This is a genomic window from Streptomyces sp. NPDC050315, from assembly GCF_040655775.1.
Lineage (GTDB): Bacteria > Actinomycetota > Actinomycetes > Streptomycetales > Streptomycetaceae > Streptomyces.
On sequence record NZ_JBFAKN010000001.1, the window covers coordinates 39,311 to 65,910 of the forward strand.

Sequence of the window (26,600 nt, forward strand, 5' to 3'; positions counted from 1 at the left end):
CACGCCCGGTAGCCTGGCCAGGTGACAGGCTCGGATGCATCCCCTTCGTTCCGGCTCGCGTACGTACCAGGAGTGACACCCGCCAAATGGGTGCGGATCTGGAACGAGCGGCTGCCGGACACCCCGCTGAATCTGCTCCAGGTGCCCGCCGCCGAGGCGTACGACGTACTGCGGAGCGGCGACGCGGACGCGGGTTTCGTACGGCTGCCGGCCGACCGTACGTACTTCAGCGCGATCCCCCTCTACACCGAGACCACGGTGGTCGTGATCCCCAAGGATCACCTGATCGCGGCGGCGGACGAGGTGTCCGTCGAGGAGCTCGCCGACGAGGTCGTACTGCATCCCCTCGACGACACCCTCGACTGGGAGAGCCTGCCGGGGCAGCCCGCGTTCGAGCGCCCCGCCACGACGGCGGACGCCATTGAGCTGGTGGCGGCGGGGATCGGCGTCCTCGTCGTCCCGCAGTCGCTCGCCCGCCTCCACCATCGCCGGGACCTCACATACCGGCCGGTCACGGACGCCCCCGTGTCGGACGTGGCGCTGTCGTGGCCGGAGGAGCGGACCACCGACCAGGTGGAGGACTTCATCGGGATCGTCCGCGGGCGCACGGTCAACAGCACGCGAGGGCGTACCACCGCCCCGGCCGCGGCCCCTGCCGATGCGCGGCGGAAGCCGACGGCCGGCAAGTCGACCGGTAAGCCGTCCGGTAAGGCGACAGGCAAGAGCCCCCGAAGTGGCTCCGGCCGCCCCCAGGGCGCCAGCGGCACGAAGCGGGCCGGCGGCGCCAAGGGAGGCAGTGGCACCAAGGGGGCCAAGCGCGGTAAGCCGCGCCGTCGGTCGTAACCTCGCGCAGCCCCGTAGGACACGCCGCAGCCTTATGCCGGGCGGAAGACGCAGATTTGGGTGCCGGTCGCAGCGGTTGTGGAGGAGATCAGCTCCAGGGGGCGGGCCTGCCCGTCTTCCGGGAAGAGCCGCTTGCCGCCGCCGAGGAGTACCGGCACGATCATCAGCCGGTACTCGTCGACCAGGTCGTGCTCGATCAGGGTGTGGGCGAGGCTCGGGCTGCCCATGACCTGCACGTCGCCGCCCTGCTTGGCGCGCAGACCGGCGACGGTGTCGAGCAGGTCGCCGGGCTGCACCAGATTCGAGTTGTGCCACGAGAGGTCCGACGGCGCCAGGGTCCCCGAGACGACGTACTTGGTGATCTCGTTCATGCGGTCGGCGAAGGGGTCCCCGGCCCGTTCGGGCCAGGCGGCGGCCATGACCTGCCAGGTGCGCCGCCCGAACAGCAGCGCCTCGGTGGCCGACATTGCCTCGTCGATCGCACTGCCCATGACCTCCGGGTCGAAGTACGGCATGGACCACCCGCCGTGCGCGAAACCGCCGTCGGTGTCCTCCTTTTCCCCGCCGGGGGCCTGGACGACGCCGTCGAGGCTCATGAAGTGACTCAGTACGATTCGCATTTCCCTGGCTCCTCGCAACTCCGCAGTGGAGGGCGGGCGTCCGGTCGGCAAGCCGCCCGGTGCGCCCGCCGCCGGCCGTCCGGGCCGGCTCCGAACCGACGGAATCCGCCGGCTCGGTGCACGCATGGGAAATACGCTAGCGGCGACCACTGACAACGCCCGGTCGGCCGGGCCGTACCCCTGCTCTCAGCTGCCCTTTTCCTCTTCTCTCACTGAGGCGCGTGGGCGCCGACTCGTGTGGCGAGGCGGCGGCAGGCGCGGCTGATCAGGCGGGAGACGTGCATCTGGGACATGCCGAACTGTTCGGCTATGCGGCTCTGGGTCATGTCGCGGAAGAACCGCATGTAGAGGATCTGCCGGTCGCGCTCCGGCAGGGCCTCCAGTTCGGGCTTGACCGTCTGGCGGTCGATAACCAGGTCGAACCCGGACTCGGTCTCGCCGAGCGTGTCCTGGAGGGAGTAACCGTCGTCCGCGCCGGTCAGTTCGGCGTCCAGGGACAGCGTGGTGAAGCTCTCCAGTGCCTGGCTGCCCAGCCGGACCTCTTCCTCGGTCATCCCGGTGTGCTCGGCGATCTCCTGGTCGGAGGGCCCGTGGTCGTCCACGCTGCGGGTGAGCTCCTGCCGGGCGGTGCGCACACGGTTACGCAGCTCCTGTACGCGGCGCGGGACGTGCACTCCCCACAGGTTGTCGCGGAAGTGCCGTTTGATCTCGCCGGTGATGGTGGGAATGGCGTAGCTCTCGAAGGCGGTGCCGTGGTCCGGGTCGTAACCGTTGACGGCCTTCACCAGGCCCAATGCCGCGATTTGCTGCAGGTCCTCGACGGCTTCGCCGCGGTTGCGGAAGCGCAGCGCGAGGCGCTCGGCCATCGGCATCCAGGCGCAGACCAGCCGCTGGGAGAGGTCCTCGCGCTCCGGGCCGTCGGGCAGGGTGGCCAGGCGGCGGAAGTCGGCTTCCGTGTCGGGGGCGTCATGGTGCGGGTGCCGTCCACGGCGGCGGGGGGCGGGGGTGTTCTCGCGCTGCCGGCGGGTCCGGCGGGCGGGCTTGCCCGGCGGGCGAGTACGCGCCGCTTCCCCGCGACGACGGGCGGCAGCGCGCCGCGCCACGGTGGTCTCGGCCGCCGCCGGCTCCTGCGCGGGACGCGTGTCCTCGCTCCGGATGTCATTCCGGCTTTCGGCCTGAGTCTCGCTCTGGGGCTCGTTCTCGGTGCTCGCGGTCTTGGCCGTGGTCATAGGAGACGTGCTGAGCATGGTCCTGGCTCTCCCTGGTCCTCGACACTCTTCTTGCCGGGTCCGTGGGCGGAGCAGCGACCAGCAAGACGCGCCCGCCGGGAAGCCACTTCTCCCACGGGGCGTGCCTACAAGTCCGAAGCACGTGCTTTTCTGCCTGCCCGACCGTGCGGGCGGTAAACACATCCACCCGCGGGGGTTCCCAGCGGCCACGCAACCGCGCCAGGTCCCACAGCTGATACGGCGTCAGCAGGGCTTTCGTTGTTCGGGAATCGGGGGTTTTGGTGGGTGATTGGCGACTAATCTGAGGAAGTGAGGGGCTCATGAGGTGCTCATGGCCTCATGCGGCGCAAATCACCCATTGGCGGACGCCCTGGACGGGCGTCGAGACGAAAGCGGTGGTCCATGACGAGTACGCGAATATCTCGCGGGAGACGCGGGGCTGTTTACGCGGCGGCGGCCGGATTGCTGTCGCCGCTCTTAGTGGTCGGGCTGCAGTCGGCGCCCGCGTACGCCGCCTCCGGCTCCTGGTGCGGCGGCTTGCAGGGTCCGTACCAGAAGGCGGCGGAGAGATTCCTCGGGCGGAAGGCCGATGGCAGGCAGTCGGTCGGCGACTGTCGCGCGATCCGCGATTTTCAGCGTGCGCACGGTATCCATCCGCAGTACGGATACGCGGGGCCGGTCACCTGGAACGTGATGAAGGTCGTGAAGCAGCAGCGAGCCGCGGGGAAGAACCCCAATCGGGCGGGCAAGTGCCCCGTGAACAAGGGCCGTATCGCGTGCGTGGACCTGACACGGCAGATCAGCTGGATCCAGGACGGCCGCAAGCTCGTCAAGGGGCCGGTGCCGGTACGTACGGGGCGGAACAAGCACGAGACGCGTACGGGACTGCACCAGGTCTACTGGCGCCACAAGGATCACGTCTCCTCACTGTATGACGTGCCGATGCCGTACAGCCAGTTCTTCGACGGGGGCGAGGCGTTCCATGCCATCGATGGCAGCGTGTGGTCGGCACCGGGCTCGCACGGTTGCGTCAACATGCGGCCCGCGGACGCGAAGAGCTACTGGAAACTGCTGAAGACCGGCGACGAGGTGTACGTCTACGGGCGCAAGGCCGGCACCTGACGCATCTGACGCACCTCGTTGTTCATCGCCGTCCCCGTCCTGGTATTGCTGGGCGGGGACGGCGCACGATGCCGTACGACCGGATCATCGCCACCGGGTGGCGTGACTAGTTCGTCGGTGTGACACTGCTGGCCTCGCATACGTGCGTGAGGGTCGAGAGTGCGTCGTGCAGGGTGAGGGGGCGGCGCATTCCTGCTGGTGGGGGGCCTGCTGGCCAGCCGGGGCCGCAGAGCAGTACGGCGGGGTGGCGGCGGGCGCCTCTCATGCCCCAGCGGGTGGCGGCCACCTGCTTGGCGAGGGGTGCGCCGGCGGTGGCGCGTACCTGGGACCAGAGGACGATCGCCGGGGGGCCGGTGCGTCGTACGGCCGCGGCGAGCGCATCGATGGGCACTGCCGCGCCGAACATACGGGTGGGCAGGCCGCGTTCCAAGAGTGCGGCGTTGAGCGCTTCGAGGGGCAGCGTGTGCTGCTCCTCCGGTACGCAGGCCAGGAGCAGCGGCGTACTACCGTCCGGTATCAGGGGCGCGGTGACCCGGCGGAGCGCGGTGGAGACGTGCCAGGACAGCAGGTGTTCCGCCTCTACGTAGCGGTCGCTGGACGTGGTTTCCCACTTGCGGCCGACAGCGTGCAGGGTCGGCACCAGCACCTGGTCCCAGGCCGTGACCAACCCGTGTGCGTCGACGAGGGACGTCAACTGGTGGGACATCGCCGGGGCGTCGAGTCGTGTGGTGGCGCGGATGAGACCTCGGCACTCGAGGCGTGCGTCTCCGGGGCGCAGAGCGGTGCGTGAGGAGGCAGGGGGCGCGGGCTGCTCCTCCTTGTGCTCGACTCGCCGACTCGCCGCTGTGGCCCAGCCTTTGGCGGTACGGGCCGCCTCGGCCGGGGGCACGCCGGCGGACGTGAGGCGGCACATCTCCTCCAGTAGGGCGATGTCCTGCGGCGTCCAGCGCCGGTGCTGCCCCTCGGGGCGGACGGCGGGGCCGAGACCGTAACGCCGGTCCCAGGAGCGCAGGGTGGTGGGCGCGACGCCGAGGCGCCTGGCGAGGTCGCCCGTCGTCATCGAGGTACCGGTACCGGGATCGCGTTCCACGGGCCGAGCATACGACGCACAAACGACGCGAGTTGCCCGGACGGAGGAAGCATTTTCAGGATGGTGCCGCCGTTCCGCCAGGCCCTGCCAGGAGGCGCCGTCGTCATGCCCGCAGACCGTACCGCCGCGCCCCGACCGGCACCGCAGCCCCGACTCGATCCGCAGCCCACGGACGTTTCAACGCGGGATCCGCTCACGGACGAGGAGCTCGTGCGCCGGCTCGCCGCGGGCAGTGAGGCGTACCTGGCCATCGCGTACCACCGCTGGCAGCCGCTGGTGCTCGCCCTGGCCCGGAGGGCGCTGGGCGACTCGCAGGAGGCCGAGGACGTCACCCAGCAGGTCTTCCTCGCCGTGTGGCGGAACCGGCACCGGTACCGGGCGAGCCGCGGGCCGGTCACCGGGTGGCTGACCGGGATCACCCGGCACAAGATCGCGGATGCCTTGGCGGCACGCACGCGCCGGGACCGGCTGGTCGTTGCGGCGGGCTCGGCCCTGTTGGCCGGCGGCGCGGCGCATATCGACGAGGCGATCGGCCGGCCGGACGAGGCACTCGACCGCGTACTGGTGAGCCAGGAGCTCGCCCGGCTGCCGGAGCCGCAACAACAGGTGCTGCGCATGGCCTTCTACGAGGACCTCACCCAGGCGCAGATCGCCGAACGCACCGGCTGGCCCCTCGGCACGGTCAAGAGCCACGCCCGTCGGGGCCTGCACCAACTCCGCCGCGGCCTGGAGCCGGATCGGAGCAGCGCCGCCGAACCGAGGAATTGACCAGGACCGCGGACCGCCGTGCAGTCACGCAGAATTCACCTCCGGCGTCTACCCGCATAGACGGAAGCGGAGCACCATGAACACGCCACTCCCCCGCAGTTGTTCTGCTCGGAACACCGTCGTCCGTCCCGGAACGTGGAGCGTGTCATGCACATATCCGTTCGTCGTCGTGTATCCGTTCGCCGTCGTGGCGTCGCCACGAGTGTGGTGGCCGCGGCCACCGCCGCCCTGAGTCTCTTCAGCAGCGTCCCCGCACAGGCCGCGTTGCCCACTCCTGTAAGCGCCGCCACCGCCCGTTCGTATCTGGCTTCGCTCAGCGTCGGTGCCGAGCATTCGCGGGACGGGTACAGCCGGGACCTGTTCCCGCACTGGATCACCATCAACGGGGCGTGCAACACCCGCGAGACGGTGCTCAAGCGCGATGGCACGAATGTCGTCACCGACTCTTCCTGTGCCGCGACCAGCGGCAGCTGGTACTCGCCCTACGACGGCGCCACGTGGTCGGCCGCCTCCGATGTCGACATCGATCACCTCGTGCCGCTCGCCGAGGCGTGGGACTCCGGTGCGTACGCCTGGACCACCACCAAGCGGCAGAACCTGGCGAACGACCTCACGCGGCCACAACTGCTCGCCGTCACCGACAACGTCAACCAGTCCAAGGGCGACCAGGACCCCGCCACCTGGTGGCCCTCCCGTACCACCTACAAGTGCACCTACGCGCGGGCCTGGGTCCAGGTGAAGTACTACTACGGGATGAGCGTCGACTCCGCCGAGAAGAGTGCGCTGTCGTCGGTGCTCAACGGCTGCTGACGGGCCGCTTGACCAGGGCTGTTCCGGCTGCGTGTACCGGCCGGGCGGGCGTTCCGGCGGGCCGATGTCAGTGGTGCGGCTTACGGTGATCCCATGCCCGATTCCGATGACGTACGCCGGATCGCCCTCTCCCTGCCGGAGACGGTGGAGAAGGAAGCCTGGAGCATGCCCACCTTCCGGGTCGCCGGGAAGATGTACCTCACGCTCCCCGACGATGAGACCTCGTTCGCCGTGCGGTGCCCCATTCTGGAGCGGGGGGAGCTGATCGCGGCGGAGCCGGAGAAATTCTGGGTGCCGCCGCACGAGGCGAGTTCCGCCTGGGTGCGGGTGCGGCTGGCCGCGCTGGAGGACCTGGACGAGCTCCGGGACATCGTCGTGGACTCCTGGCGGCAGGCCGCACCGAGCCGCCTGCTGGACACGTTCACGGGGATCGACTGACATGACGGTGCCTCAACTCCCCTACCAACTCACCCGATCGTGAAGGCGGAACGCGGAACAAGGCCGTCTGCCGAACCGTTCGTCAAGAGTGACCGTGACCCGAGGTCACGTACACACGAGCGCTGGAGGACAGGTGTCACCTTCCGTCGAGGCCCCTTCCGTCGAGCACCGGTTCGTCGAGGTCAACGGCGTCCGGCTGCACATCGCCGAGCAGGGGCAGGGGCCGCTGGTCCTGCTGCTGCACGGCTTCCCGGAGTCGTGGTACTCCTGGCGGCACCAGTTCGGGCCGCTGGCCGCGGCCGGGTACCGGGTCGTGGCCCCCGATCAGCGCGGCTACGCCCGCAGCGAGCAGCCGGCGGACATCTCCGCGTACAGCATGCTGCATCTCACCGGCGACGTGATCGGGCTGATACGGGCCCTCGGTGAGGATCAGGCGGTCGTGGTCGGGCACGACTGGGGCGCGCCGGTCGCCTGGACGACCGCCATGCTCCGGCCGGATGTGGTGCGCGGCGTCGCCGGGCTGAGTGTGCCGCCGGTGCCGCGCGGTACGGCCGCGCCGCTGCCGGCGCTGGTCGCCGAGCTCGGCGAGGGCTTCTACCAGCAGTACTTCCAGGAGCCCGGGGTCGCGGACGCCGAGCTGGCCCGGGACGTGCGGTCGACGTTCCGCCGGTTGCTGTACGGCGGTTCCGGGGACAGCCCGCTCACCGACCCGCCGGTGCCGTGGGTGATCCCCGAGGGCGCTTCGGTGCTGGACACCATGCCGGAGCCGAAGGAGCTGCCCGGCTGGCTCACGGACGCCGACATCGACGCGTTCGCGCGCGATTACGCCGAGCACGGCGACCGGGCGTTCACCGGCGGCCTCAACTGGTATCGGAACATCGATCGGAACTGGGAGCTGCTCGCGCCCTTCCACGGCCGGGGCATCGACATACCCGCGCTGTACGTCGCCGGGGACCGGGACCTGGTCCGGGCGTTCCCCGGCATGGACCGGCTGCTGCCGGTCCTGGACCAGGTGCTGCCGCGGCTGCACGCCAATGTCACGCTGCCCGGCTGCGGCCACTGGACGCAGCAGGAGCGCCCGGACGAGGTGAACGCGGCGCTGCTGGACTTCCTCGCGCAGCTGCCCGTACGCGACTGAGAGGAAAGCGGGACGCAGCCAGGATCAAACGCCGCGCCCACCGGCCCGTCGGAACCGGTGGGCGCGGCGCCAGCGCCTCAGGCGCAGGCGTCAGGCGTACGCGTCAGGCCGATCGGGTGCCGGCCGTCAGCTCGTCGTCGGCGCTGAGGATCTCCTCTCCGTACAGGTCCTGCAGCCAGTTGGTCTGGTAGATGGTGTCGAGGTAGCGCTCGCCGAGGTCAGGGGCGATGGCCACCGCTGTCACGTCGCGGTCCTCGTGGCGCGCCAGCCAGTCGGTCGCGCCGCTGACCACCGTGCCCGTGGAACCGCCGAACAGGAATCCGCTGCGGGCCAGGCGGTGGCAGGCGCGGACGGTGTCGGCCTCCTCCACCTGGATCACCTCGTCCACGTAGGACTCGTCCAGCAGCGCCGGGCGGACGCTGGTGCCCAGGCCCGGGATCATCCGGCGGCCGGGCGGGCCGCCGAAGGTGACCGAGCCGACGCTGTCGACAGCGATCACCCGGACCCTGCGGTGGTACTCCCAGAAGTAGCGCGCGCAGCCCATCAGCGTGCCGGTGGTGCCGGCGCCGACGAACAGCACGTCCAGGTCCGGGAATTGGCGGGCGATGGCCGGCGCGGTGGTGCGGTAGTGCGCCTTCCAGTTGCCCGGGTTGGTGTACTGGTTCAGCCAGACGTACCGGTCGTCGGAGGCGCACAGGGCGCGCACGTAGTCGATGCGCGCGCCCAGCCAGCCGCCGTGGGTGTCCGGCTCGGCGATGATGTGCACCTGGCTGCCCAGGGCCTCCATCATCCGCCGGGACGACAGATTGCAGCGCGGGTCGGTCACGCAGACGAACCCGTAGCCCTTGCTTGCCGCGATCATGCTGAGTGCCACGCCCAGGTTCCCGGACGAGGACTCCACCAGGATCGATCCCGGCATCAGCGCACCCTCGCGCTCCGCGGCCTCGACCATCTCCGCCGCCGCCTTCAGCTTGATCGACCCGGCGAAGTTGAAGCCCTCGCACTTCAGGAACAGTGGCTGCCCGAAGGTGGATCGCAGGTCGACGTAGAGCTCTTCCTCATTGAAATCCAGGGGAACGGATATGACTGGCACGATGACCCCCTCATTTGATGACCCCCCATGTGCGGCCGTAGGTCCCGGCCGCTCATCCGTACCGGCGCAGCTCGTGGAAGAAGCCGTCGATGACGTGCAGCTCCCCCGAGCGAACCACCTCGTCGTAGACGTACTTGCCTACCGCCAGGTCCAGGACCCCCAGTCCGAACGGCGAGAAGACCAGCGGACGGTCCTCCGGCGGCCGCACCTTCCCCGCCATCACCTCGGCCAGCGTCCCGTGCAGGAAGTCCCTGCTGCCGGAGAGCTGTTCGGCCAGGTGGGGTGAGGTGTCGGCCTTCAGGCAGTGTTCGACGTCGTCGACGATGTTGGACGAGGCGAGCACGATCTGCGGCGCGAGGTCGCGCAGCGAGACGTGCAGCACCAGTGGATGGTGTGCGAACCACGACACGTCGCTGACGTGCGGCCGGCCCGCGACGGTGGCGAAGATCACCAGGTCGCTGTGGCGGATCAGCTGCTCGGCGCTGTCGTGGACGGTGATCCGGCCGTCGGTGCCGGACTGTTCGAGGTACGTGCGGAAGCCCGCTGCGCTGTCGGCGGACACGTCGTGCACGCCGATCTCCTCGAACGCCCAGCCGGTGGCGGCCAGGAACGTGTGGATGTAGCGGGCGATGAGGCCCGTACCGAAGAAGCCGACGCGCACGGGCCGCGGCCGGCCGCGGCTGAGCCAGTCGGCCGCCGACGCCGCCGAGGCGGCCGTGCGGGTGGCGGAGATGATCGAGCTCTCCAGGCAGGCGAACGGGTAGCCGGTGTCGTGGTCGTTGAGGATCAGGACCGCCGACGCCCGGGGAATGCCGGCCGCGACGTTCTCGGGAAAGCTGGATATCCATTTCAGGCCGTCGACCGGTTCCTCGCCGCCCACCGACGCGGGCAGCGCGATGATCCGGGAGGACGGCCGGTCGGGGAACCGCAGGAAGTACGAGGGCGGGTTGACCGTGTCGCCGGCGCCGTGCAGCCGGTAGGTGGCCTCGACCAGGTCGACGAGCTGCCGCTCGCGGCCCTGCAGGGCGCGCTGGACCTGGGAGCCGGAGACCACCGCGAACGGCGGTACGCGCTTCGGTCCCTGGCCGGTGGTGTCGGCGGCGGTGGGGTGGATGGTCGTCACCGGCCCGTCACCTCGATCGTCGGCTCGCAGTCTTCCAGCGGCACCCCGTCGGCCATCGCCACCAGCACCTCGCGCGGTCCTTCGAAGGGCTCCCTGCTGTGCGCGGTACGGATGTTGTCCACCAGGAGCAGATCGCCGGCCTGCCAGGGCTCGCGGGCCGTGTGCTTCTCGTAGACCTCGTTGAGCAGTAGCACGATGTCCTCTCCGATGGGATCGCCGCCGCCGAAGCGCGTGTTGAACGGCAGCCCGTCGGCGCCGTAGACGTCCACCAGGTACTCACGCACCTCGGGCGCCATGGTGTATTCGTTCAGGAAGGCGATCTGGTTGAACCAGCAGCGCCGGCCGGTGACCGGGTGGCGTACCACGGCGCTGCGGAGCTGGCGGGTGCGCAGGCCGCCGTCGTCCTGCCAGGCGAAGTCGATGGCGTTCGCGTTGCAGTACTGCTCGACGGCGCCGCGGTCCTCGGTGCCGAACGCCTCCTCCCAGGACGCGCCGATCTCGTCGTTGTAACTGCGGGTGAGCAGCCAGCCCTCCCGTTCGAAGCGGTCCACCAGATCGGCGGGCAGCGCGTCGAGCACGCTGGGCGCGTCGGCGACGGCGGTCGCGCCGCCCTCGGCCGGTGCGGTCAGGCAGGCGAACATCATCAGGCCCGGGAAGGTGAGGGTGTAACTCAGCTCGTGATGCATGCACATCGGCTGGTTCGTCGGCCATTTGGTGGAGGAGTACACCCCCTTCTCGGGATAGCTGCGCCGGGGCGCGAACGCCTCCTGCTCGCTCATCAGGCCGGTGGCCAGCTCCCGGAAGACGGCCCCGGTACCGGCCGGATCCCGTAAGCCCAGCCCGCGGACGAGCAGGGCACCGTGTTCGGCAACGGCGGCGCGCAGCGCGTCCCGGTGCTCGGCGACCCAGCGCGGCGCGTCACCGGTGGTCTCGACCCGCAGCATCGGGGGCCTGCCTGGCTGGCGTTCCACGTCGAGCAGGGACGCCGGGAATGACGACATTTCCGATCTTCCTTTCGTTGTTATCAAGAAGAAGCCAACAAAGCGGCGGCGGCCTGTACGGCCTGTGCCGCCCGGTCGGGGCGGGTGCGCAGGAAGTAGTGGCCGCCGTCGGGCAGTTCGTGCAGCGCCACGTCCTCGGCGAGCAGCTGCCAGTCCTGGTGGCGGAGGCCGGCGTCGGCCGTGGCCGGGTCGTCGGCGGCGACGACCACGGTGACCGGTGCGGACAGCTTCTCCGCCGGCGGGTCCTGCAGCAGGCCGGCGAAGTACTGGTGGGCTGCGAGGCAGTCGTGGCGGTAGGCCGCGCCGACGTGCTCGGCGCGCTGGGCGTCCAGCTCCTCCAGTTCGGTGTAGCCGCCCTCCGCCGACAGCTGCGCGGCGATCGTCGCATTGTCGCGGCCGGCGAGTACGGTCATGGCGGCGCGCCGGGCGGCGGCGTCACCGGGCAGCTGCGCGGCGAGGAAGAGGCGCTGCACGGTCACGCCGCGCTGTTCCAGGCGGCGGGCCGTCTCGGCCGCCAGGGCGGTGCCCGAGGAGTGGCCCCACAGCAGTACGTCGTCCAGGCCGCGCCGGACGATCTCGGCGACGGCCTGCTCGGCGACGTCCTCCAGGGGTGCGAACGGCTCGCTGTGCGCTGCGAGGTCGTGTCCGGGCAGTTCCACGGCGTAGACCGCGCGCCCGGTGCCGCGCAGGGCGCGGGCCAGCGGCTGGAAGTTGACCGCGTTGCCGCCGGCGTACGGGAAGCACACCAGCGCCCCGGCGGTCTCGCCGCCCGGCTCCGGCTCCGCGAGGGCGTGCAGCAGCCCTTCGCGGCGTACGGAGCGGCCGTCGACCACGTCGGCCAGGTCGGCGAGGACCGGGTGGCGGGTGACGTCCTTCAGGGAGACGGCGCGATTCAGGGTGACGGCGAGCTTCACCGCCGACAGGGAGTTGCCGCCGCGGTCGAAGAAGTGGTCGCGCCGGCCGATGCGTTCCTGCGGGATGCCGAGCACGGTGGACCAGGCGGCGGCCAGCCGCCGTTCGGTGTCCGTGCGCGGTGCGTGGTAGTCCTCCTCGGCCATCCCCAGCCGCCCGGCCAGCGCGGTCAGCGCCTTGCGGTCGATCTTGCTGTTGGCGGTCAGCGGCAGGCTGTCCAGGTGGTGGAAGGCGGCGGGCACCATGTAGCCGGGCAGCGACTCCCCCAGCCCCGCGCGCAGTGTGGTGACCTCCAGTTCGCGTCCGGAGTAGAAGGCGATCAGGTGCTTGCTGCGGTCGGCGCGCTCGGCGACCACGACGGCGCCGTCCCGTACTCCTGCCATCCGCAGCAGCGCGTTCTCGATCTCACCGATCTCGATGCGGAAGCCGCGGATCTTGACCTGGGTGTCCCGGCGGCCGAGGAACTCCAGCTTGCCCTCCGCCTGCCAGCGGCCGCGGTCGCCGCTGCGGTACAGCCGGGCGCCGGGGTGGTGCGGGTCGGGCAGGAACGCCTGCCGGGTGCGCTCCGGGTCGTTGACGTAGCCGCGGCCGACGCAGACGCCGGAGAAGACGATCTCGCCGGGGGCGCCGAGCGGTACCGGGGCGAGGTGGTCGTCGACGACATGGACGTGCACGTTGCGTACGGCCGGGCCGAGCGGTACCCGGTCGCCCTCGGGCGCGCGGACCATCACCTCGTGGTTGGTGTCGTCCGAGGTCTCGGTGAGGCCGTAGGCGTTGACCAGCTTCAGGCCCGGCAGGACCGTGAAGAACCGCTGGGCCAGCTCCAGTTTCAGTGCCTCGCCGGTGACGGACACGCAGTGCAGGTCGGGCAGTTCGCGCGGGGCGGCCTCCAGCGCGGACAGTACGACTTCGAGGTAGGACGGGACGACCTGGACGACACTGGCCCGGCCCTCGACGACCGTGTCGACGAACCGCTGGACGTCCAGTATCGCGTCCTGCCCGACCAGCAGCGTCCGGCCGCCGACCAGCAGTGCGGAGACCAGCTGCCACAGCGAGATGTCGAAGCACTGGGGCGCGGTCTGGGCGACCACCTGGCCCTCGCCGATGCCCAGGTCCTCGATCTTGGCGTAGAGGTGGTTGAGCATCCCGGCGTGCTCGCACATCGCGCCCTTGGGCTCGCCGGTGGAGCCGGAGGTGAAGTAGATGTACGCAAGCCGGTCCGGCTCGATGAGGATGCCGAGGTCGTCCTCGGTGTGCCCCTCCTCGTACGCGGTGCCGATGAGGATCTTGCGGGCGCCGGGGACGGCGGTCAGCGCCTCGTCCAGGGTGGCGGTGCTGCCGGGTTCGGTCAGCACGAGGCCGCACTCCGCGCGGGAGAGCGTGGTGGCGATGCGGTCGGCCGGGAAGTGCGGCTCGATCGGGAGGTAGACGCCACCGGCCTTGAAGACCGCCAGTACGGAGGCCATCCAGTCCAGGTTGCGTTCGGTGACCACGGCGACGACGCCTTCCCGGCGCAGGCCCCTGGCCAGCAGGGCGCGGCCCAGCCGGTTGGCGCGGGCGTTGAGCTCGCGGTACGTCCACTGCCGGGTGCCCTGTACGGCGGCGACGGCGTCCGGGTGGGCGCGTACTCGCTGCTCGAACAGCTCGTGGAAGCGGGCGTCCGGCAGCTCGCGCCGCGGACCGGCCAACTCTTCGAGCTGGTAGCGGAGTTCACCGGCAGACAGCAGGCTCTGCCGCGCGTGGTCGGCGTCGGGCCCGGCGGCCAGCAGTGCCAGCGCGCGGCGGTGGTAGCCGGCGATCCGGTCCACGCACGCCGCGTCCAGCGCCTCGGTGCGGTACCGCAGCCGCAGTACCAGTTCCTCGCCGCGTGCCGTGACGCCCAGCCAGAGCACGGTGTCGCCGGTCGGCTCGCCCTCGCCGCCGGTCGGGTCCCACACGGTTTCGTACTCGGGTCCGGTCACGCCCAGTTCGCGCCGGAGGTCCTCGACCGGAAACTCACGGTGCGTCAGGAGTCCGGAGACGGCTCGGTTCACGTCGTGCACCAGCGTCCGCCAGGTCGCGGCGCCGGTCGTCAGCGGGCAGGGCAGCGGTCGGCCGCCTCGTACGGCGACATGACCGGTCACCACGTCCCGCTCGCCCGCCAGCGCCGCAAGGACCTTGGCGTGTGCCGCCAGCAGCAGGGAGTCGAACGGCACCGCCAGCTCCTCCGCCAGCCGGCGTACCGCCGTGACCACCTCGGCCGGGACGCTCGCCACCTGTTCGGCGACGCCCGGTACCGGATGCCGGGTCCACCGCGGGAGCGCGGTGGACCCGCCTCCCACGAGCACACCCCGCCAGAATTCCCGACCGCTCTCAGCCGGCTTTGCCATGGTTCTTCCCCCTCCATGCACCGCTGTCACGGTGCCGCGCGCCGCTGTCCGGAGCGGCGCGGTCGTTGTGATCGGTTGCTTCGCCGACGCGTCGTCCGGCGCGCGCCGGTGCGCGTCGTCCGGCGAGTGCGGTGGTCGCTGGGTCATGCGGTCCGCTGGGGCGCCCGGTGGGTTTCGGCGGCCGGGTTTCCCGCCCACCGTGCGTGCTGCGGGATCTCCTCGCCCTTCATCAGGAAGGAGTCGGCGGCCAGCACCGCGCCGTCGCCCATCGTCACGCCGTAGTGGACCAGGGCGCCGATGCCCAGGGTGCAGCCGGCGCCGATCGTGCTGTGGTCGGATTTGAAGGTGCCGTCCTCCTGCGAGTGGCACTGGATCTTGCTTCCCATGTTGAGCGTGGCGTCGTCCCCGATGGCGGTGAGCGTCCGCTCGGTGATGTAGCAGCCGTCGTCGAAGACCCGCCGGCCGAGCCGGACGCCCAGCATCCGCCACAGCAGGTTCTTGAACGGGGTGCCGTTGAACGCGTTGAAGTGGGTGTCGGGCACCTTCCACAGGCGTTCGTGCCACCAGAAGTACGGCTCGTAGATGGAGCACAGCTGCGGCCGCAGCGAACGGAACCGCAGGATGACCCGCTCCGTCATGCTGTAGTACACGGCGGTGAAGATCATGCTGAGCATCGCGTATGCCGCGATCAGCAACTGCTCGGCCACGCCGTACAGTTCGATCGCCGCGACGGCCAGCACGGTGAGCACGAAGACATGCACCCACCGCAGGAACAGATGGAGCGCCATCGTGACGGTGTTGTGCCGGTTCTTCGCCGCGAGGCGCCTGCGGAACTCCGCACCCGTACGGAAGTGGTCGAAGCGGGTGTCGCGCTCCACGGTGCGGGGGATCTCGAAGCTCGGCGAGCCGAGCAGCCCCACCCCTTCGCGGATCTCGCCGTCCAGCGGCACCATCACCTTCGTCGCTAGCAGGCAGTTCTCTCCGGTCCTGCCACCGGAGGGGTACGCGATGAAGTTGCCGAGGAAGTTGCGCGCGCCGATCTCCGCCCTGGAGACGCGGAAGGAGGTGCTGGAGAAGTCGGCGTTGATGATCGACAGTCCGTCGGCGACCATCGTGCCGCTGCCGACGGTGGCCAGGAACGGGGTCTCGTGCCCCACGTCCGTGCCGAAGTTCGACCCGGTCTGCTCGATCCGGGACATGTTGTATCCGAGGTAACGCAGGTAGTGGACGATGTAGGAGCTGTCGCCGAAGAGCCACTTGAAGAACTTGTTGTTGGTCGTCCGGGCGATGGCGCGGTGCACCGAGTAGTGGAAGCCGTACAGCGGATACACCTTGTCCGGCTGGATCATCAGGTTCAGCAGCCGCGGCACGGTGAACAGCCAGACCATGCCCAGCAGGGTGAAGCCGAAGAACACCACCACGGAGATGACCAGCGCGTCGAGGTAGAGCGCCGCCGAGGTGAGCCCCTCGGTGCCGGGCCCCAGCCACCTGCCGAGTGCGGGGACCTCCGTCAGCAGGAGATACATGATCCCGACGCCCAGCGGCACGTACACAACGCACACCTGTACCAGGGTGAGGAAGCCGTATCCGAAGCGGCGCAGGGTGCTGCAACGGGTCGGCGCGACGCGTACGTAGTCCACGTCCGTCCGCCGTGCGGGTGAGCCGTGCCACCGCTGCCCGGCCGGCACGGCCTCGCCGGTCTGCAGCGCGGAGGCGTGGCCGAGCTGGGCGCCGTCGCCCATCGACGTCTTGATGTCCAGCACGGTCCGCTCGCCGATGAAGACGTCCCGGCCGAGGGTGACGGGGCCGGTCTGGATCCGCCCGGCGTGCGCCCGGTAGCAGAGGAAGTACGCCTCCTTGCGGATCACCGTGCCGGCGCCGATGGTGAGCAGGTCGGTGCAGACGGGCACGGCGGGCGAGAGGATCGTGACGTTCTTGCCGATGCGCGCGCCGAGGGCCCGGAGGTACAGCACGTAGACCGGATTGCCGATGAAGAGCCGCATCGGGTTCGCGTGGATCAGTACCCGGACCGTCCAGAAACGCAGATAGGCCAGGCTCCACACCGGGAATTCCATGGTCCGCCAGCGGCCGACGAGAATCCATTTGGCCGCGATCGGAAAGAGGCACATGCCGAGGAATCCGGCGCTGCCGAACAGGGCCGACCGCACATAGATGTCGGCCAGTCCGGAGCCGGCGGAGACCCAGAGGAAGCCGCGGATGGTGACCATTCCGGCGAGGTAGGAGTAGCCGAGGAAGATCAGCAGCTGGGCCGCGCCGCACAGCACGAAGCGCGACGTGCTGCCGGGCGGCACCGGGTCTTCGGGGACCGCCGGCGCCCGTTCTTCGGCGGCGGGCGGGACGGCCGGCAGGGACCTGGCGAGGCTGCGGATGGTCGGGTGGCGGTAGACGTCCTTCATGGAGACCGACGGCAGGTCGCCGCGCTTCCTGACGCGGGCACAGAACTGCGCCATGAGAAGGGAGTTGGCGCCGAGGTCGTCGAAGAAGTGGCTGTCGACCGAGATCTGTTCGGACTTGACCACACCGGCCAGCACCTCGGCGAATATCCGCTCGGTGCCGGTCGTCGGTGCGATATCCCCATTTTGAATAGTTGAAGTTTCAACCAGATCCGCTGTCGAGACCTCGACAGGCTTTCCCACCACGTGAGCTCCTTGTAGTCAAAGTCGATAGCTGTGCGCGAATTCAACGCATTCGGTCTGCGCGGTGGGGGGACTGGTGCGACGCCCTCGGTGGTCGCCTCCCGGGGCAGGGAGGGACGGCGCCGCGAGGCACGAGAAGAAGGGGCTCACTACAGACACGCACTGCGCGACCCGCCACAAGGGCAGGCGCGGTCCGCGGCTCGATGCGGTCGTACTGATCGCTCTCGCCGTCGTCCTCGGCGTGGCCCGGGTCCTCTGTGGGGCGAGGATCCTCGGTGCGGTGACTGCGGCCCGGCACGGCGTCCAGGCTCTGTACTGCGTCCGGGTCGACGGCCCGGCCGGTCGAGTCGGCCCTCAGGGCGGCCCGGTCAGGGTATCGGCACATCGTCAGGCGTCTGCTGCGCGCCAGGTCCGACCGGCGTGCGCGGTGGCTCTCCGCGGCCCGCCCGATGGGCGCGGAACAGGTGACCCGGTGCGACGGCACACGGTGCGGCGGCACGGTCGCCATGCACGCCCCCGCGGCGCGCACGGCCCGAGCCGGCCGGTCGTACGGCGAGCGATCCAGAAATTCCCCCCGTTTTCCGTGAGCGCCTGGGCCCCCCGACCCGGACGCTTCCCCCCTACCAACCAGGCTGTCGTAACCCTGCATCGACGTCATGAGCACGGCTCCCCCTCGAGACGCGCATCGGTGGTGACAGCAGGTTAAGCACGCTCAGACTCGGGAACCATCCGGTGGCCGAACTCGGCGAGAAGCGGTTCACCCACAGGTTTAATTGCAGGTAGCAGGACTGCACAACGGAACCGGGCGGTCTCACGCGCAACGGCTCGGAGGGCGTGGGGGCGCACGCAACGAGCACGCGCCCGCGCGCGCCGTCCGCTGTCAACACCGGAGTGCGCCCCGCCGCTCTCCGCCGTGAGTGCCACGAGGGACGCCAGCCGCTTCCCGGTGCTGGAGCCCGCTGGTCGGCGCCCTCAGCACGGTGTGTGATTTAGCCGACTCTCGCGGCCGGGGGAAGGAGTCGGTCGCGGAGGAGCCGATTCACCTCGTCGGCGCGCCCCTGAATGCGGTACCCGGTTCCGGCCGCTTCCGGGGCGGTGCGGGCCCGCGGCTCGCCCCGGATGTGCGGTGACTGTCGCGGCGGTTGGGCTGCGTGGGTACAGGCGTGTGCCGCGCGGCGGTCCGGGGCCCCGTTTTCCGGCCCCGGCTCCGCTGACCGAATCGCCCGGTCCCGTATCGCGTACGGCCCGGTCGGCGGGCGGCCGGTGTCCGGATCGTGTCCGAGGAGGGGCGGTGGTCGTTGGCCTGGTACGGGCGGTGGCCCCCGGGGACCGGATTCCGCTCCCGGCGGCCGCCGGTCGTCCACCATCGCTGAGGGCGGATCGGCTACGCAGGAGGGACCTATGACAGCGGACCGGCACGGGCACCGGATGAGCCACACCGGCGCCGATGCGCTCGTCCACTACGAACGGGCCCTGGATCACCTGCTGTTCTTCCGGCCCGAGGTGGCCGAAGCGGCCGGCTCGGCGCTGGCGGCGTCGCCGCGGTCGGTGATGGGCCAGGTGCTGGCCGCTTACCTCGGTGTGCTGGGTACGGAGGAGAAGGACGCGGCCGCGGCCCGCGACGCCTTCCGCCGCTTCCGCTCCGGTCTGGACGAGGCGGCCCTGACCTCCCGGGAGCGGATGCATCTCGCCGCTGCCGGCGCCTGGCTGGACGGGGATCTGCACCGCGCCGGCCGGCTGCTCGGTGACCTCACCGTCGCCCATCCCCGCGATGTGCTGGCGCTCTTCGCCGGGCATCAGCACGACTTCCTCACCGGGGACGCCCAGCGCCTGCGCGACCGCATCGGCGGGGCGCTGGGCGCCTGGGAGGCGGACGACCCGCACCGCGGCCCGCTGCTGGGCATGTACGCCTTCGGCCTGGAGGAGTCGGGCCACTACGAGCGCGCCGAGGAGGCGGGCCTCGAAGCGCTCGCGCGCCATCCGCGCGACGTGTGGGCGATCCACGGCGTGGTGCACACGTACGAGATGCGAGGCCGCTTCACCGACGGCATCCGCTTCCTCGACGCGCGCACCGACGACTGGTCGGACGGCACCCTGCTCACGGTGCACAACTGGTGGCACTACGCCCTGTACACCCTGGAGTTGGGCGACGCGGCGCGGGTGCTGGAGATCTACGACGCGGCGCTGCACCACGAGGAGTCGGCGGGCGTCGCCATGCAACTGCTGGACGCCGCCGCCCTGTTGTGGCGGCTGTACCTCGCGGGCGAGGAGCAGGGCGGGCGGTGGACGCGGCTCGCCGACGCCTGGGAGCGCCGCGACGACGGCGCGCACTACGCCTTCAACGACGCGCACGCGGTCATGGCATACGTGGGCGCGGGCCGGATCGGCCGGGCCGAGCGGCTGGTCGCGGACCGGCAGCGGTGGCTGACAGAGGCGGCGCCGACCGTGTCCAACCGCGCGATGACCGCCGACATCGGGCTGCCGGTGTGCCGGGCGCTGATCGCGTACGGGCGGCAGGAGTACGACCGCGCCGCCGATCTGCTGCTGCCGGTCCGGCACCGGCTGCACACCTTCGGCGGCAGTCACGCGCAGCGGGACGCCGTGCAGCGCACGCTGGTCGAGGCGGCGCTGCGCGCGGGCCGTACGGAGCTGGCGCGCACGCTGCTGAGCGAGCGCATCCAACTGCGCCCCGTCTGCCCGTACAACTGGTCCGCGCAGGCCCGGTTGGAGGAGCAGCTCGGCGATCCGGCGCGGGCCGCGGCGGCGCGCAAGAAGGCCGCGGCCCAGGCGGCGCAGTGAACGCACGACCCACAGTGACTGTTCAGGCCAGCGGCACGCGCTCCAACGCCACGCACCGCGCTTTCACCGCCGCGCGCCGGGCTTGCCCAGGTCAGCGCGGTGCGGCCGGTCTCCGCCGCGTGCTGCCGAGGAGGCGGCAGGGACGTGCGTGACGAACGCTCTTATTGACGCCACGGAATAGGGATTCCGCGCGTCTGATTACCGGTCCCGGCACTCTCGTCGATTCGGACAACCTGCTGAATTCGATGGCCCCGGCACGCAGCCCACGAAAACGCTTGTCATGACCCGGTGCCCGCGCCACGGAGACGGCGTACGCCCGGCTCACCGGCCGGAGTTCCGGCCTGCCGGTTTCCCGCTCCGAGCAGCGCTTTTCCGCAGGAAATCGATGCCTTCCGGCCCGTACCGGAGCCGGGCATACGGAATTCAGGATTCACGGCAATTTCCTGCCCTCTCAGTAAGTCGGCTTCTGTACTGTCCGTCCCGATGAGTGCAGAGTGCGACTCAGCGCTCACATCGTCACGCAGTCGTACAGGCGCCGTCCGGCGGAGGATGCATACATGCTGATCAGGCAGGGGGGCCTGACGCACCCGGCAGCACTGTCCCGTCCGAGCTCACCGGAACGCGCGGGCCCGTCCCGTGCGCCATCGCTCCGACGGCCGTGACATCGGATCGGTTCCCTCCGGCCCGCACCTTTTTCGTTACCACTGTCGCGTCGCGTCGAGCGAGCACATCCACCAGGAGGACAGCACCATGGCACGTATTTTCATCGTGGGTTCCGGCGTCGTCGGCACGGCCACCGGTAAGGGCTTTTTACACGCGGGCCACGAAGTGACCTTCATCGACATCTCGCACCAGCGGCTCGAATACCTGCGCTCGCAGGAGCTGGACGCGCGCGACGTGCTCGATCTGCGTAATGAACCGGACGCCTTCATTTTCCTCACGCTGCCCACGCCCAACGTCGGACACCGCTACGACCTGACCGCCTTCGAGGACGGTACCGCCTCGGTGGGCGCGGCCCTGGCCGACGCCACCGGCCACCACACCGTGGTCGTCCGCTCCACCGTGCCGCCGGGCACCACCGAGGGCCTCGTCCAGACGCTGCTGGAGAAGCACTCGGGGAAGTCCGTCGGCGAGGGCTTCGCGCTGGCCGGCAACCCCGAATTCCTGCGCGCCGCCACGGCGTTGGAGGACTTCCGGCACCCGTGGATGACGGTGATCGCCTCCCGCAGCAACCGGACGGTGGAGCGGCTGACCGCGCTGCTGGCGCCGTTCGGCGGGGAGCTGCGTACCTTCTCCAACCCGGCCGCGGCCGAGCTGGTCAAGTGCGCCCACAACATCTACAACGCCACGAAGATCAGCTTCTGGAACGAGATGTGGCTGGTCAGTCAGACCCTCGGGCTGGACCTCGACCCCATCGCGCAGACCGTGGCCCGGTCCGCCGAGGGCTCCTACAACCCGCTCTACGGCATCCGCGGGGGAGCGCCGTACGGCGGGGTGTGCCTGCCCAAGGACACGCAGGGTTTCCTCGGCCTCGCCGCGTCGCTGAGCCTGGACATGCCGCTGCTCAAGGCCGTGGTCGAGGTCAACGACAGGCTGATCGAGCGGGCTGACCGCGAAGCGGACGAACTGGCCGCCGAACTGGCCTGACCCGCGCGGACACCCCCCTCCCGAGCCCCCCACTCCCCCCTTGCCCGGCCTCGGCTCACCCGTCATCGAGAACGGAACCATGAGTGCCCTACTAGACACCACGCTCTACGACTTCCGGTACTACCTGGTCTACCTGCCGCTGGGCATCCTGGGCCTGGTCCGCTGGAGCTGCTGGCTCGTGCGCCGCGCGCCGGCCGCTCTGTACCGCCCGGTGCGCAACGACTTCCGGCTGCCGCTGAGCATCGTCGTCCCGGTGTACCAGGAAGACCCCGAAATCTTCGCGCACGCCATCGAATCGTGGCTGGCCAATGACGTGGAGGAGATCGTCCTCGTCATCGACGTCACCGACGACGCGTGCCAGAAGGTCGCCGCCCGCTATCCCGTGACCGTCGTCATCACCGATGTGCCCGGCAAGCGCGACGCGCTGCGCCGCGGCTGGGAAGCGTGCCGCACCGACCTGGTCGCGCTGGTGGACTCCGACACCATCTGGGCGGACGACGTGGCCGCCGAGGTGTGCAAGCCGTTCGCCGACCCGAAGGTCGGCGGCGTCGGCACCCGGCAGAACGTCTACAACCCGCGGGGGTTCCTGCAGCGGGTCAACGACATGTACCTGGACTACCGGTACTTCGACGAGAACGCGGCCCAGACCGCCGTGGGCCGGGCCGTCTCCTGCCTCTCCGGCCGGACCGCGGTCTACCGCCGGGAGCTGCTGCTGGAGATATCCGACGAGTTCATGCACGAGACGTTCATGGGCGTGCCGTGCATGTCCGGCGACGACAAGCGGCTGACCACGCTGACGCTGGCGCGCGGCCACCGTACGTACATGCAGCGCTCGGCGCGGGTCTGGTCGACCTTCCCCGGCACCTGGCGGATCTTCATGAAGCAGCGGCTGCGCTGGTCCCGCAACACCTGGAGATCAGATCTCAGAGCGCTGTCGTCCCGTTGGATCCGGCGCCATCCGTTCCTCGCCTTCACCATGGCCGACAAGGCCGTGAGCAGCTTCACGCTGCTGATCGCGCCGTTCTTCATGGTCTGGGCGATCATCCGGGAGGACTGGTTCTTCGTGGCCTGCCTGGCCGCCTGGTGGTGGATCAGCCGGGCGATGAAGATGCTGCCGCACCTCGTGCGCAGGCCGTCGTCGTTCTTCCTGGTCCCCGGCTTCGTGCTGGTGTCGTTCCTGATGGCCGGGGTGAAGATCTGTGCCCTGCTGACCATCCGCAGGCAGCGCTGGCTGACCCGGCAGGTGTCCGTCGTCAACGGTGTCGCGGTGCGGACCTCGCCGCAGGCCGCAGGTTCGGAGGCAGGCGCATGAAAACCGTACACCGTTTCGGGGCGGCCGCGGCCGCCCTCTCGGCCGTCCTGGCCGCCGGCGTCCAGGGCAGCGCGCCGGCGGCGGCCGTCGGCCTGCCCGAGGACGTCGCCGCCTGGCAGCGCACCGGGCAGCCCGACAAGCTGATGGTGCTGCGGCCGCGCAGTGTGAGCCTGCTCAGCCACGGCGTCGTCGTACGTCAGCTGTATCCGGGGACGCCGTCCGTCTCGCTGGGCTGGCTGGCCGCCAACGCCGGGCGGGAGTGGATCGGTTCCGAGCCCGGCCGGCCGTCCACCGTCCGCATCCGTACCGCCGTGCTGCTCGCCCCCGACACCATCCTGCGCATCGACGACCGGACGAAGAAAGTCCTGCTCACCGCGGGGAAGACGGCCAAGTCGGGCACCTGGATCAGTGGCAGCCGGGCCGCCCTGGACGTCGACAGCACCACGCTGGCCTCGGTCACCGAGGACGGCTCCAGCCCCGCGCCCGCCAGTGCGCCCGGGCGCCCGTATCTCTCGATGGGCGCGGGCGGTCGGATGGACTTCCGCAACGCCACCGTCAGTGGGTTCGGCCGGATCGGCTCGTCCGCGACCGCCGACCAGTCGGGCGTCACCTGGGCACGGGGCAGCACGGGTTCGGCGACCCGTACGACGTTCCAGGACAACCACACCGGGCTGCGACTGGCCGGCTCCCAGAACGTCAGCCTGAAGAACGTCACGGCCACCGGCGCCGTCGAGGACGGCATCGTGCTCAAGGGCGACCGCGGCACCAAGGCGAGCGGCCTCACGGCCGAATCCAACGGCCGTACGGGCATCGCCCTCGGCGGTACCGACCACCGCACCCTGAACGGGTTGAGCACCCGCGACAACGACGGCGCGGGGATCAAGGCCACGCTCCAGCGCGGTCTGCGGCTGAACAACCCCGCCTCCCACTTCGACATGGGCGGCGGCATCGACCTGGCGTCCTGCCGGCAGTGCGTCGTGCACAAGGCCGCGGTGGAGAGCTCGTCGCGCGCCGCGGTGCGCGTCTCCGGCAGCGACAGCACGGTCTCGGTGCGGGAACCCGAGCTGACCGGGCACAACGGCAGCGAGCCCGGCATCCTGCTGGCCGAGGGCATCGGGGGTGCCACGGTCTCCGGTGGTTCCCTCAGTGGCTTCGACCGCGGCATCGGCATCACCGGTTCCCGTGTCCGTATCGAACGCACCTCGTTGTCCGCCAACCGCACCGGCATCGCCATCGGTGGCGGGGCCGACCGGGTCGCGTTGCGTGATGTCCGGGTGGACGGCGGTGAGACCGGTGTACTCGTCTCCGGGGCGACCCGGCACATCACGCTGAACGGCGTCCGGGTCAGCGAGGCCAGCCGCAAGGGCCTGGCCTCCAGCTCCCCGGGGCTGAAGGTCACCGGCGGCGCCCTGTCCGGCGGCACCACGGCCGTCGATCTCGGTGCCTCGGCCCGCCTGGAGAACGTGTCGATCGGCAGCTCCCACCGCGGTATGCACCTCGCGGAGGGCGTCCGGGCGTCGGGTAAGTCCCTGGACGTCCTGGCCGAGCGGCAGGGCATCGACGCGGACGCCCGGTCCCTGCTGGACCTCACCGACTCCCGCGTCCGGGCCCCGGTGGCCCTGGACGGGGACGGCGAGGTCAAACGGCACGGCAAGACCGAGGTCTCGCTGCCGCCGTTCCCCTGGCTGGGCTTCGCGGCCCTGGTGGCGCTGGCCCTGGCCGTCGTCCTGCAGACCCTCCATCACGTCCGGCACCGCGGCACCCCACGGCCCAAGGTCGCCGGACATGTGGAGAACACGGCCTGACGCAACGTCAGCCGTATCAAAACCGGCCGCCGCCCCACCGGGACGGCGGCCGGCGAACCGGAGAAGGAGTCGCACACCATGACCGACCGCTCATCCGGCATCAGATCCCTGCGCGCGGGCCTCGTCCTGCTCTCGGCGGGCACCCTGGTCACCGGCCTGACCGGCGTGCTCGCCCCGCCCGCACAGGCCGCGGCCTGTTCCGGGCAGGTGCGGTACGCCTCCAGTACCAACACCCTCTACCTCACGTCCGGCACATCGACGCCGTCCGGCATCACCACACTGTGCCCGAGCGCTCCCCTGCGCCAGGTCGACGGCTCGCCCGGCACCTGGCAGCTGGACGCCAACCTGGTGATCCAGAACGGCGCCACCCTGCAGCTGCACGGCTCCGCCGCGGGCGGTGAGGTGGACACCCTGCGGCTCAACAGCCCGGCGGGCGGCGGGCCCACCGAGGTCGCCTCGATCACCGCGCAGTACGGCACGATCGACATCGACCGCGTCGAGATCACGTCCTGGGACAAGCAGAAGAACGGCCCGGACACCGACATCTCCGCCGCCTCCGGGGAGCGCGGACGGCCCTTCATACGGGCGCTGTCCTACCTCGACGCCGACGGCACGCCCCGCCAGTCGACGATGAACATCTACCACAGCGACATCGGCTACCTCGGCTACTACGCGGCCGAGAGCTACGGCGTGGCGTACAAGGCCCGCGGCTGCGACATCAACCACCAGGACGTCTGCGACAAGCTGGACGTGCTCGGCGACCAGATCGGCAGCCGCTTCCACCACAACTACATGGGCACCTACACCTTCGGCGCCTACGGGATGACGTTCGACCGCAACGAGTACGACCACAACGTGGCGTACGGGCTCGACCCGCACGACGACTCGGACTACCTGACGATCACCAACAACCACGCGCACCACAACGGCAATCACGGGATCATCTGCTCCCAGCGGTGCGACCACCTGGAGATCGTCGGCAACGAGAGCGACCACAACGGCATCCCGCCCTATCTGCCGCCGGGCGACGACGACCCGACCGACAACCAGGTGCACGGCATCATGCTGCACCGCGGCGTCACCGACTCCGTCGTGCGCGACAACAACGTCCACGACCAGCCGAACGGCGCGGGCATCGCGGTCTTCGACAGCAGCGACGACGTCATCGCGAACAACACCGTCACGCGGGCGAAGTTCGGGCTGCGCTACAGCGTCGGTTCGCAGGACATCACCTCGGCCGACAACACCGTGACGGACAGCGGGAGTTACGCCGTGTACACGTACCAGGGCACGGACAGGCCCGCGTACACCAACGACACCGGCAGGCCGGCCCGGCTGACGTTCACCGGCAACACCTTCGACGGCAGCGGGAGCAACGTCCTGAAGATCGGGCAGAGCGACGACCTGGCGTTCAAGGGGAACACCTTCACCGGTACGTTCGCCTCCGGGGCGCTGACCCAGCAGACCACCGGGACGTACTTCGACCGGAACACCGCGCCGTCCGGACTGACGTACTCCGTCAAGGGTGACTCCGGTACGCCCGGGTCGATCGCCTTCCGCGACCAGAACCCGGTCAACGTGCAGCTGGACTCGGCCAGTTCCGCGGCGTTCACGGTAACTGGCCTGAATCCGGGCGCTTCGTACAAACTCACCGCCGACGGCCGTACGGTGGCCACCGGAAAGGCGGACTCGGTGGGCACCGTGACGCTGCGCGCCAAGCAGGCGAGCAGCTCGGCGGTGTCCTACCGCGTCGCCGCCGCCTGACAGCAGGCCGCCCCGCCGCTCGTGCGGCGGGGCGGCCGATGCCCCCGAGCCAGGACAGGA

19 protein-coding genes are annotated in these 26,600 nt (G+C 70.4%); 11 read left to right on the forward strand and 8 right to left on the reverse strand.

The features are described from left to right. Positions 1-21: 21 nt before the first annotated feature. Positions 22-843, forward strand: coding sequence for a LysR family transcriptional regulator substrate-binding protein (locus AB0I82_RS00205; protein WP_363254738.1), 822 nt, complete (start codon positions 22-24; stop codon positions 841-843). A 32-nt stretch (positions 844-875) separates the two neighbouring features. On the opposite strand, the gene AB0I82_RS00210 is transcribed toward AB0I82_RS00205, so the two are convergent. After that, positions 876-1,463, reverse strand: coding sequence for a dihydrofolate reductase family protein (locus tag AB0I82_RS00210; RefSeq protein WP_363254739.1), 588 nt, complete (start codon positions 1,461-1,463; stop codon positions 876-878). A 209-nt stretch (positions 1,464-1,672) separates the two neighbouring features. Continuing rightward, the gene (locus tag AB0I82_RS00215) at positions 1,673-2,710 is read right to left on the reverse strand and encodes a SigB/SigF/SigG family RNA polymerase sigma factor (RefSeq protein WP_363254740.1); all 1,038 of its coding nucleotides are present in this window, start codon (positions 2,708-2,710) and stop codon (positions 1,673-1,675) included. A gap of 384 nt (positions 2,711-3,094) precedes the next feature. Between AB0I82_RS00215 and AB0I82_RS00220 the strand changes: the two genes are divergently transcribed. After that, a complete protein-coding gene (locus AB0I82_RS00220; RefSeq protein ID WP_363254741.1) occupies positions 3,095-3,814 on the forward strand; it encodes a L,D-transpeptidase family protein in 720 nt (239 codons plus the stop codon). Positions 3,815-3,920: 106 nt separating this feature from the next. Here the strand turns inward: AB0I82_RS00220 and AB0I82_RS00225 are convergent, their stop codons facing one another. Next, positions 3,921-4,874 carry a MerR family transcriptional regulator gene (locus AB0I82_RS00225; RefSeq protein ID WP_363256021.1) on the reverse strand — a complete coding sequence of 318 codons (954 nt, stop codon included), beginning with the start codon at positions 4,872-4,874 and terminating at the stop codon, positions 3,921-3,923. Between the two features lie 135 nt (positions 4,875-5,009). On the opposite strand from AB0I82_RS00225, the gene AB0I82_RS00230 reads away from it, so the two are divergent. From AB0I82_RS00230 to AB0I82_RS00245, 4 genes are all read left to right on the forward strand, one after another. After that, entirely contained in the window at positions 5,010-5,672 is a 663-nt protein-coding gene (locus AB0I82_RS00230; protein WP_363254742.1) for a sigma-70 family RNA polymerase sigma factor, read from the forward strand. 147 nt (positions 5,673-5,819) lie between these two features. Then, positions 5,820-6,482, forward strand: coding sequence for a DUF1524 domain-containing protein (locus AB0I82_RS00235; RefSeq protein WP_363254743.1), 663 nt, complete (start codon positions 5,820-5,822; stop codon positions 6,480-6,482). A 93-nt stretch (positions 6,483-6,575) separates the two neighbouring features. Further along, positions 6,576-6,920, forward strand: coding sequence for an MmcQ/YjbR family DNA-binding protein (locus AB0I82_RS00240; protein ID WP_363254744.1), 345 nt, complete (start codon positions 6,576-6,578; stop codon positions 6,918-6,920). A 133-nt stretch (positions 6,921-7,053) separates the two neighbouring features. Beyond that, a complete protein-coding gene (locus AB0I82_RS00245; protein WP_363254745.1) occupies positions 7,054-8,058 on the forward strand; it encodes an alpha/beta hydrolase in 1,005 nt (334 codons plus the stop codon). 103 nt (positions 8,059-8,161) lie between these two features. Here AB0I82_RS00245 and sbnA read toward each other — a convergent pair whose 3' ends face one another. The 5 genes from sbnA to AB0I82_RS00270 form a co-directional block, all read right to left on the reverse strand. Further along, entirely contained in the window at positions 8,162-9,151 is a 990-nt protein-coding gene (gene sbnA, locus AB0I82_RS00250; protein WP_363254746.1) for a 2,3-diaminopropionate biosynthesis protein SbnA, read from the reverse strand. A 52-nt stretch (positions 9,152-9,203) separates the two neighbouring features. Then, positions 9,204-10,274, reverse strand: a complete 1,071-nt coding sequence (sbnB, locus tag AB0I82_RS00255; RefSeq protein ID WP_363254747.1) for a 2,3-diaminopropionate biosynthesis protein SbnB — start codon at positions 10,272-10,274, stop codon at positions 9,204-9,206. Beyond that, positions 10,271-11,275 (reverse strand): TauD/TfdA family dioxygenase, encoded by a 1,005-nt coding sequence (locus tag AB0I82_RS00260; RefSeq protein ID WP_363254748.1) that lies wholly within the window; start codon positions 11,273-11,275, stop codon positions 10,271-10,273. The genes sbnB and AB0I82_RS00260 overlap by 4 nt, the downstream gene beginning before the upstream one ends. 23 nt (positions 11,276-11,298) lie before the next feature. Then, positions 11,299-14,556: an amino acid adenylation domain-containing protein gene (locus tag AB0I82_RS00265; RefSeq protein ID WP_363254749.1), complete on the reverse strand. Its 3,258-nt coding sequence runs from the start codon at positions 14,554-14,556 to the stop codon at positions 11,299-11,301. Positions 14,557-14,699: 143 nt separating this feature from the next. Beyond that, positions 14,700-17,162, reverse strand: coding sequence for a Pls/PosA family non-ribosomal peptide synthetase (locus AB0I82_RS00270; protein WP_363256022.1), 2,463 nt, complete (start codon positions 17,160-17,162; stop codon positions 14,700-14,702). A 1,452-nt stretch (positions 17,163-18,614) separates the two neighbouring features. On the opposite strand from AB0I82_RS00270, the gene AB0I82_RS00275 reads away from it, so the two are divergent. The 5 genes from AB0I82_RS00275 (at position 18,615) to AB0I82_RS00295 (ending at position 26,540) form a co-directional block, all read left to right on the forward strand. Next, on the forward strand, positions 18,615-20,012 hold the full coding sequence (locus tag AB0I82_RS00275; RefSeq protein WP_363254750.1) for a tetratricopeptide repeat protein: 1,398 nt from the start codon (positions 18,615-18,617) through the stop codon (positions 20,010-20,012). A 750-nt stretch (positions 20,013-20,762) separates the two neighbouring features. Continuing rightward, positions 20,763-21,659, forward strand: a complete 897-nt coding sequence (locus AB0I82_RS00280; RefSeq protein ID WP_363254751.1) for a hypothetical protein — start codon at positions 20,763-20,765, stop codon at positions 21,657-21,659. A gap of 79 nt (positions 21,660-21,738) precedes the next feature. Then, complete coding sequence (locus AB0I82_RS00285) at positions 21,739-22,971, forward strand: glycosyltransferase (protein ID WP_363254752.1); 1,233 nt, start codon at positions 21,739-21,741, stop codon at positions 22,969-22,971. Further along, entirely contained in the window at positions 22,968-24,776 is a 1,809-nt protein-coding gene (locus AB0I82_RS00290; RefSeq protein WP_363254753.1) for a right-handed parallel beta-helix repeat-containing protein, read from the forward strand. Before AB0I82_RS00285 ends, AB0I82_RS00290 begins: the two co-directional genes overlap by 4 nt. Before the next feature lie 78 nt (positions 24,777-24,854). Then, the gene (locus AB0I82_RS00295) at positions 24,855-26,540 is read left to right on the forward strand and encodes a right-handed parallel beta-helix repeat-containing protein (protein WP_363254754.1); all 1,686 of its coding nucleotides are present in this window, start codon (positions 24,855-24,857) and stop codon (positions 26,538-26,540) included. Positions 26,541-26,600: the final 60 nt, after the last annotated feature.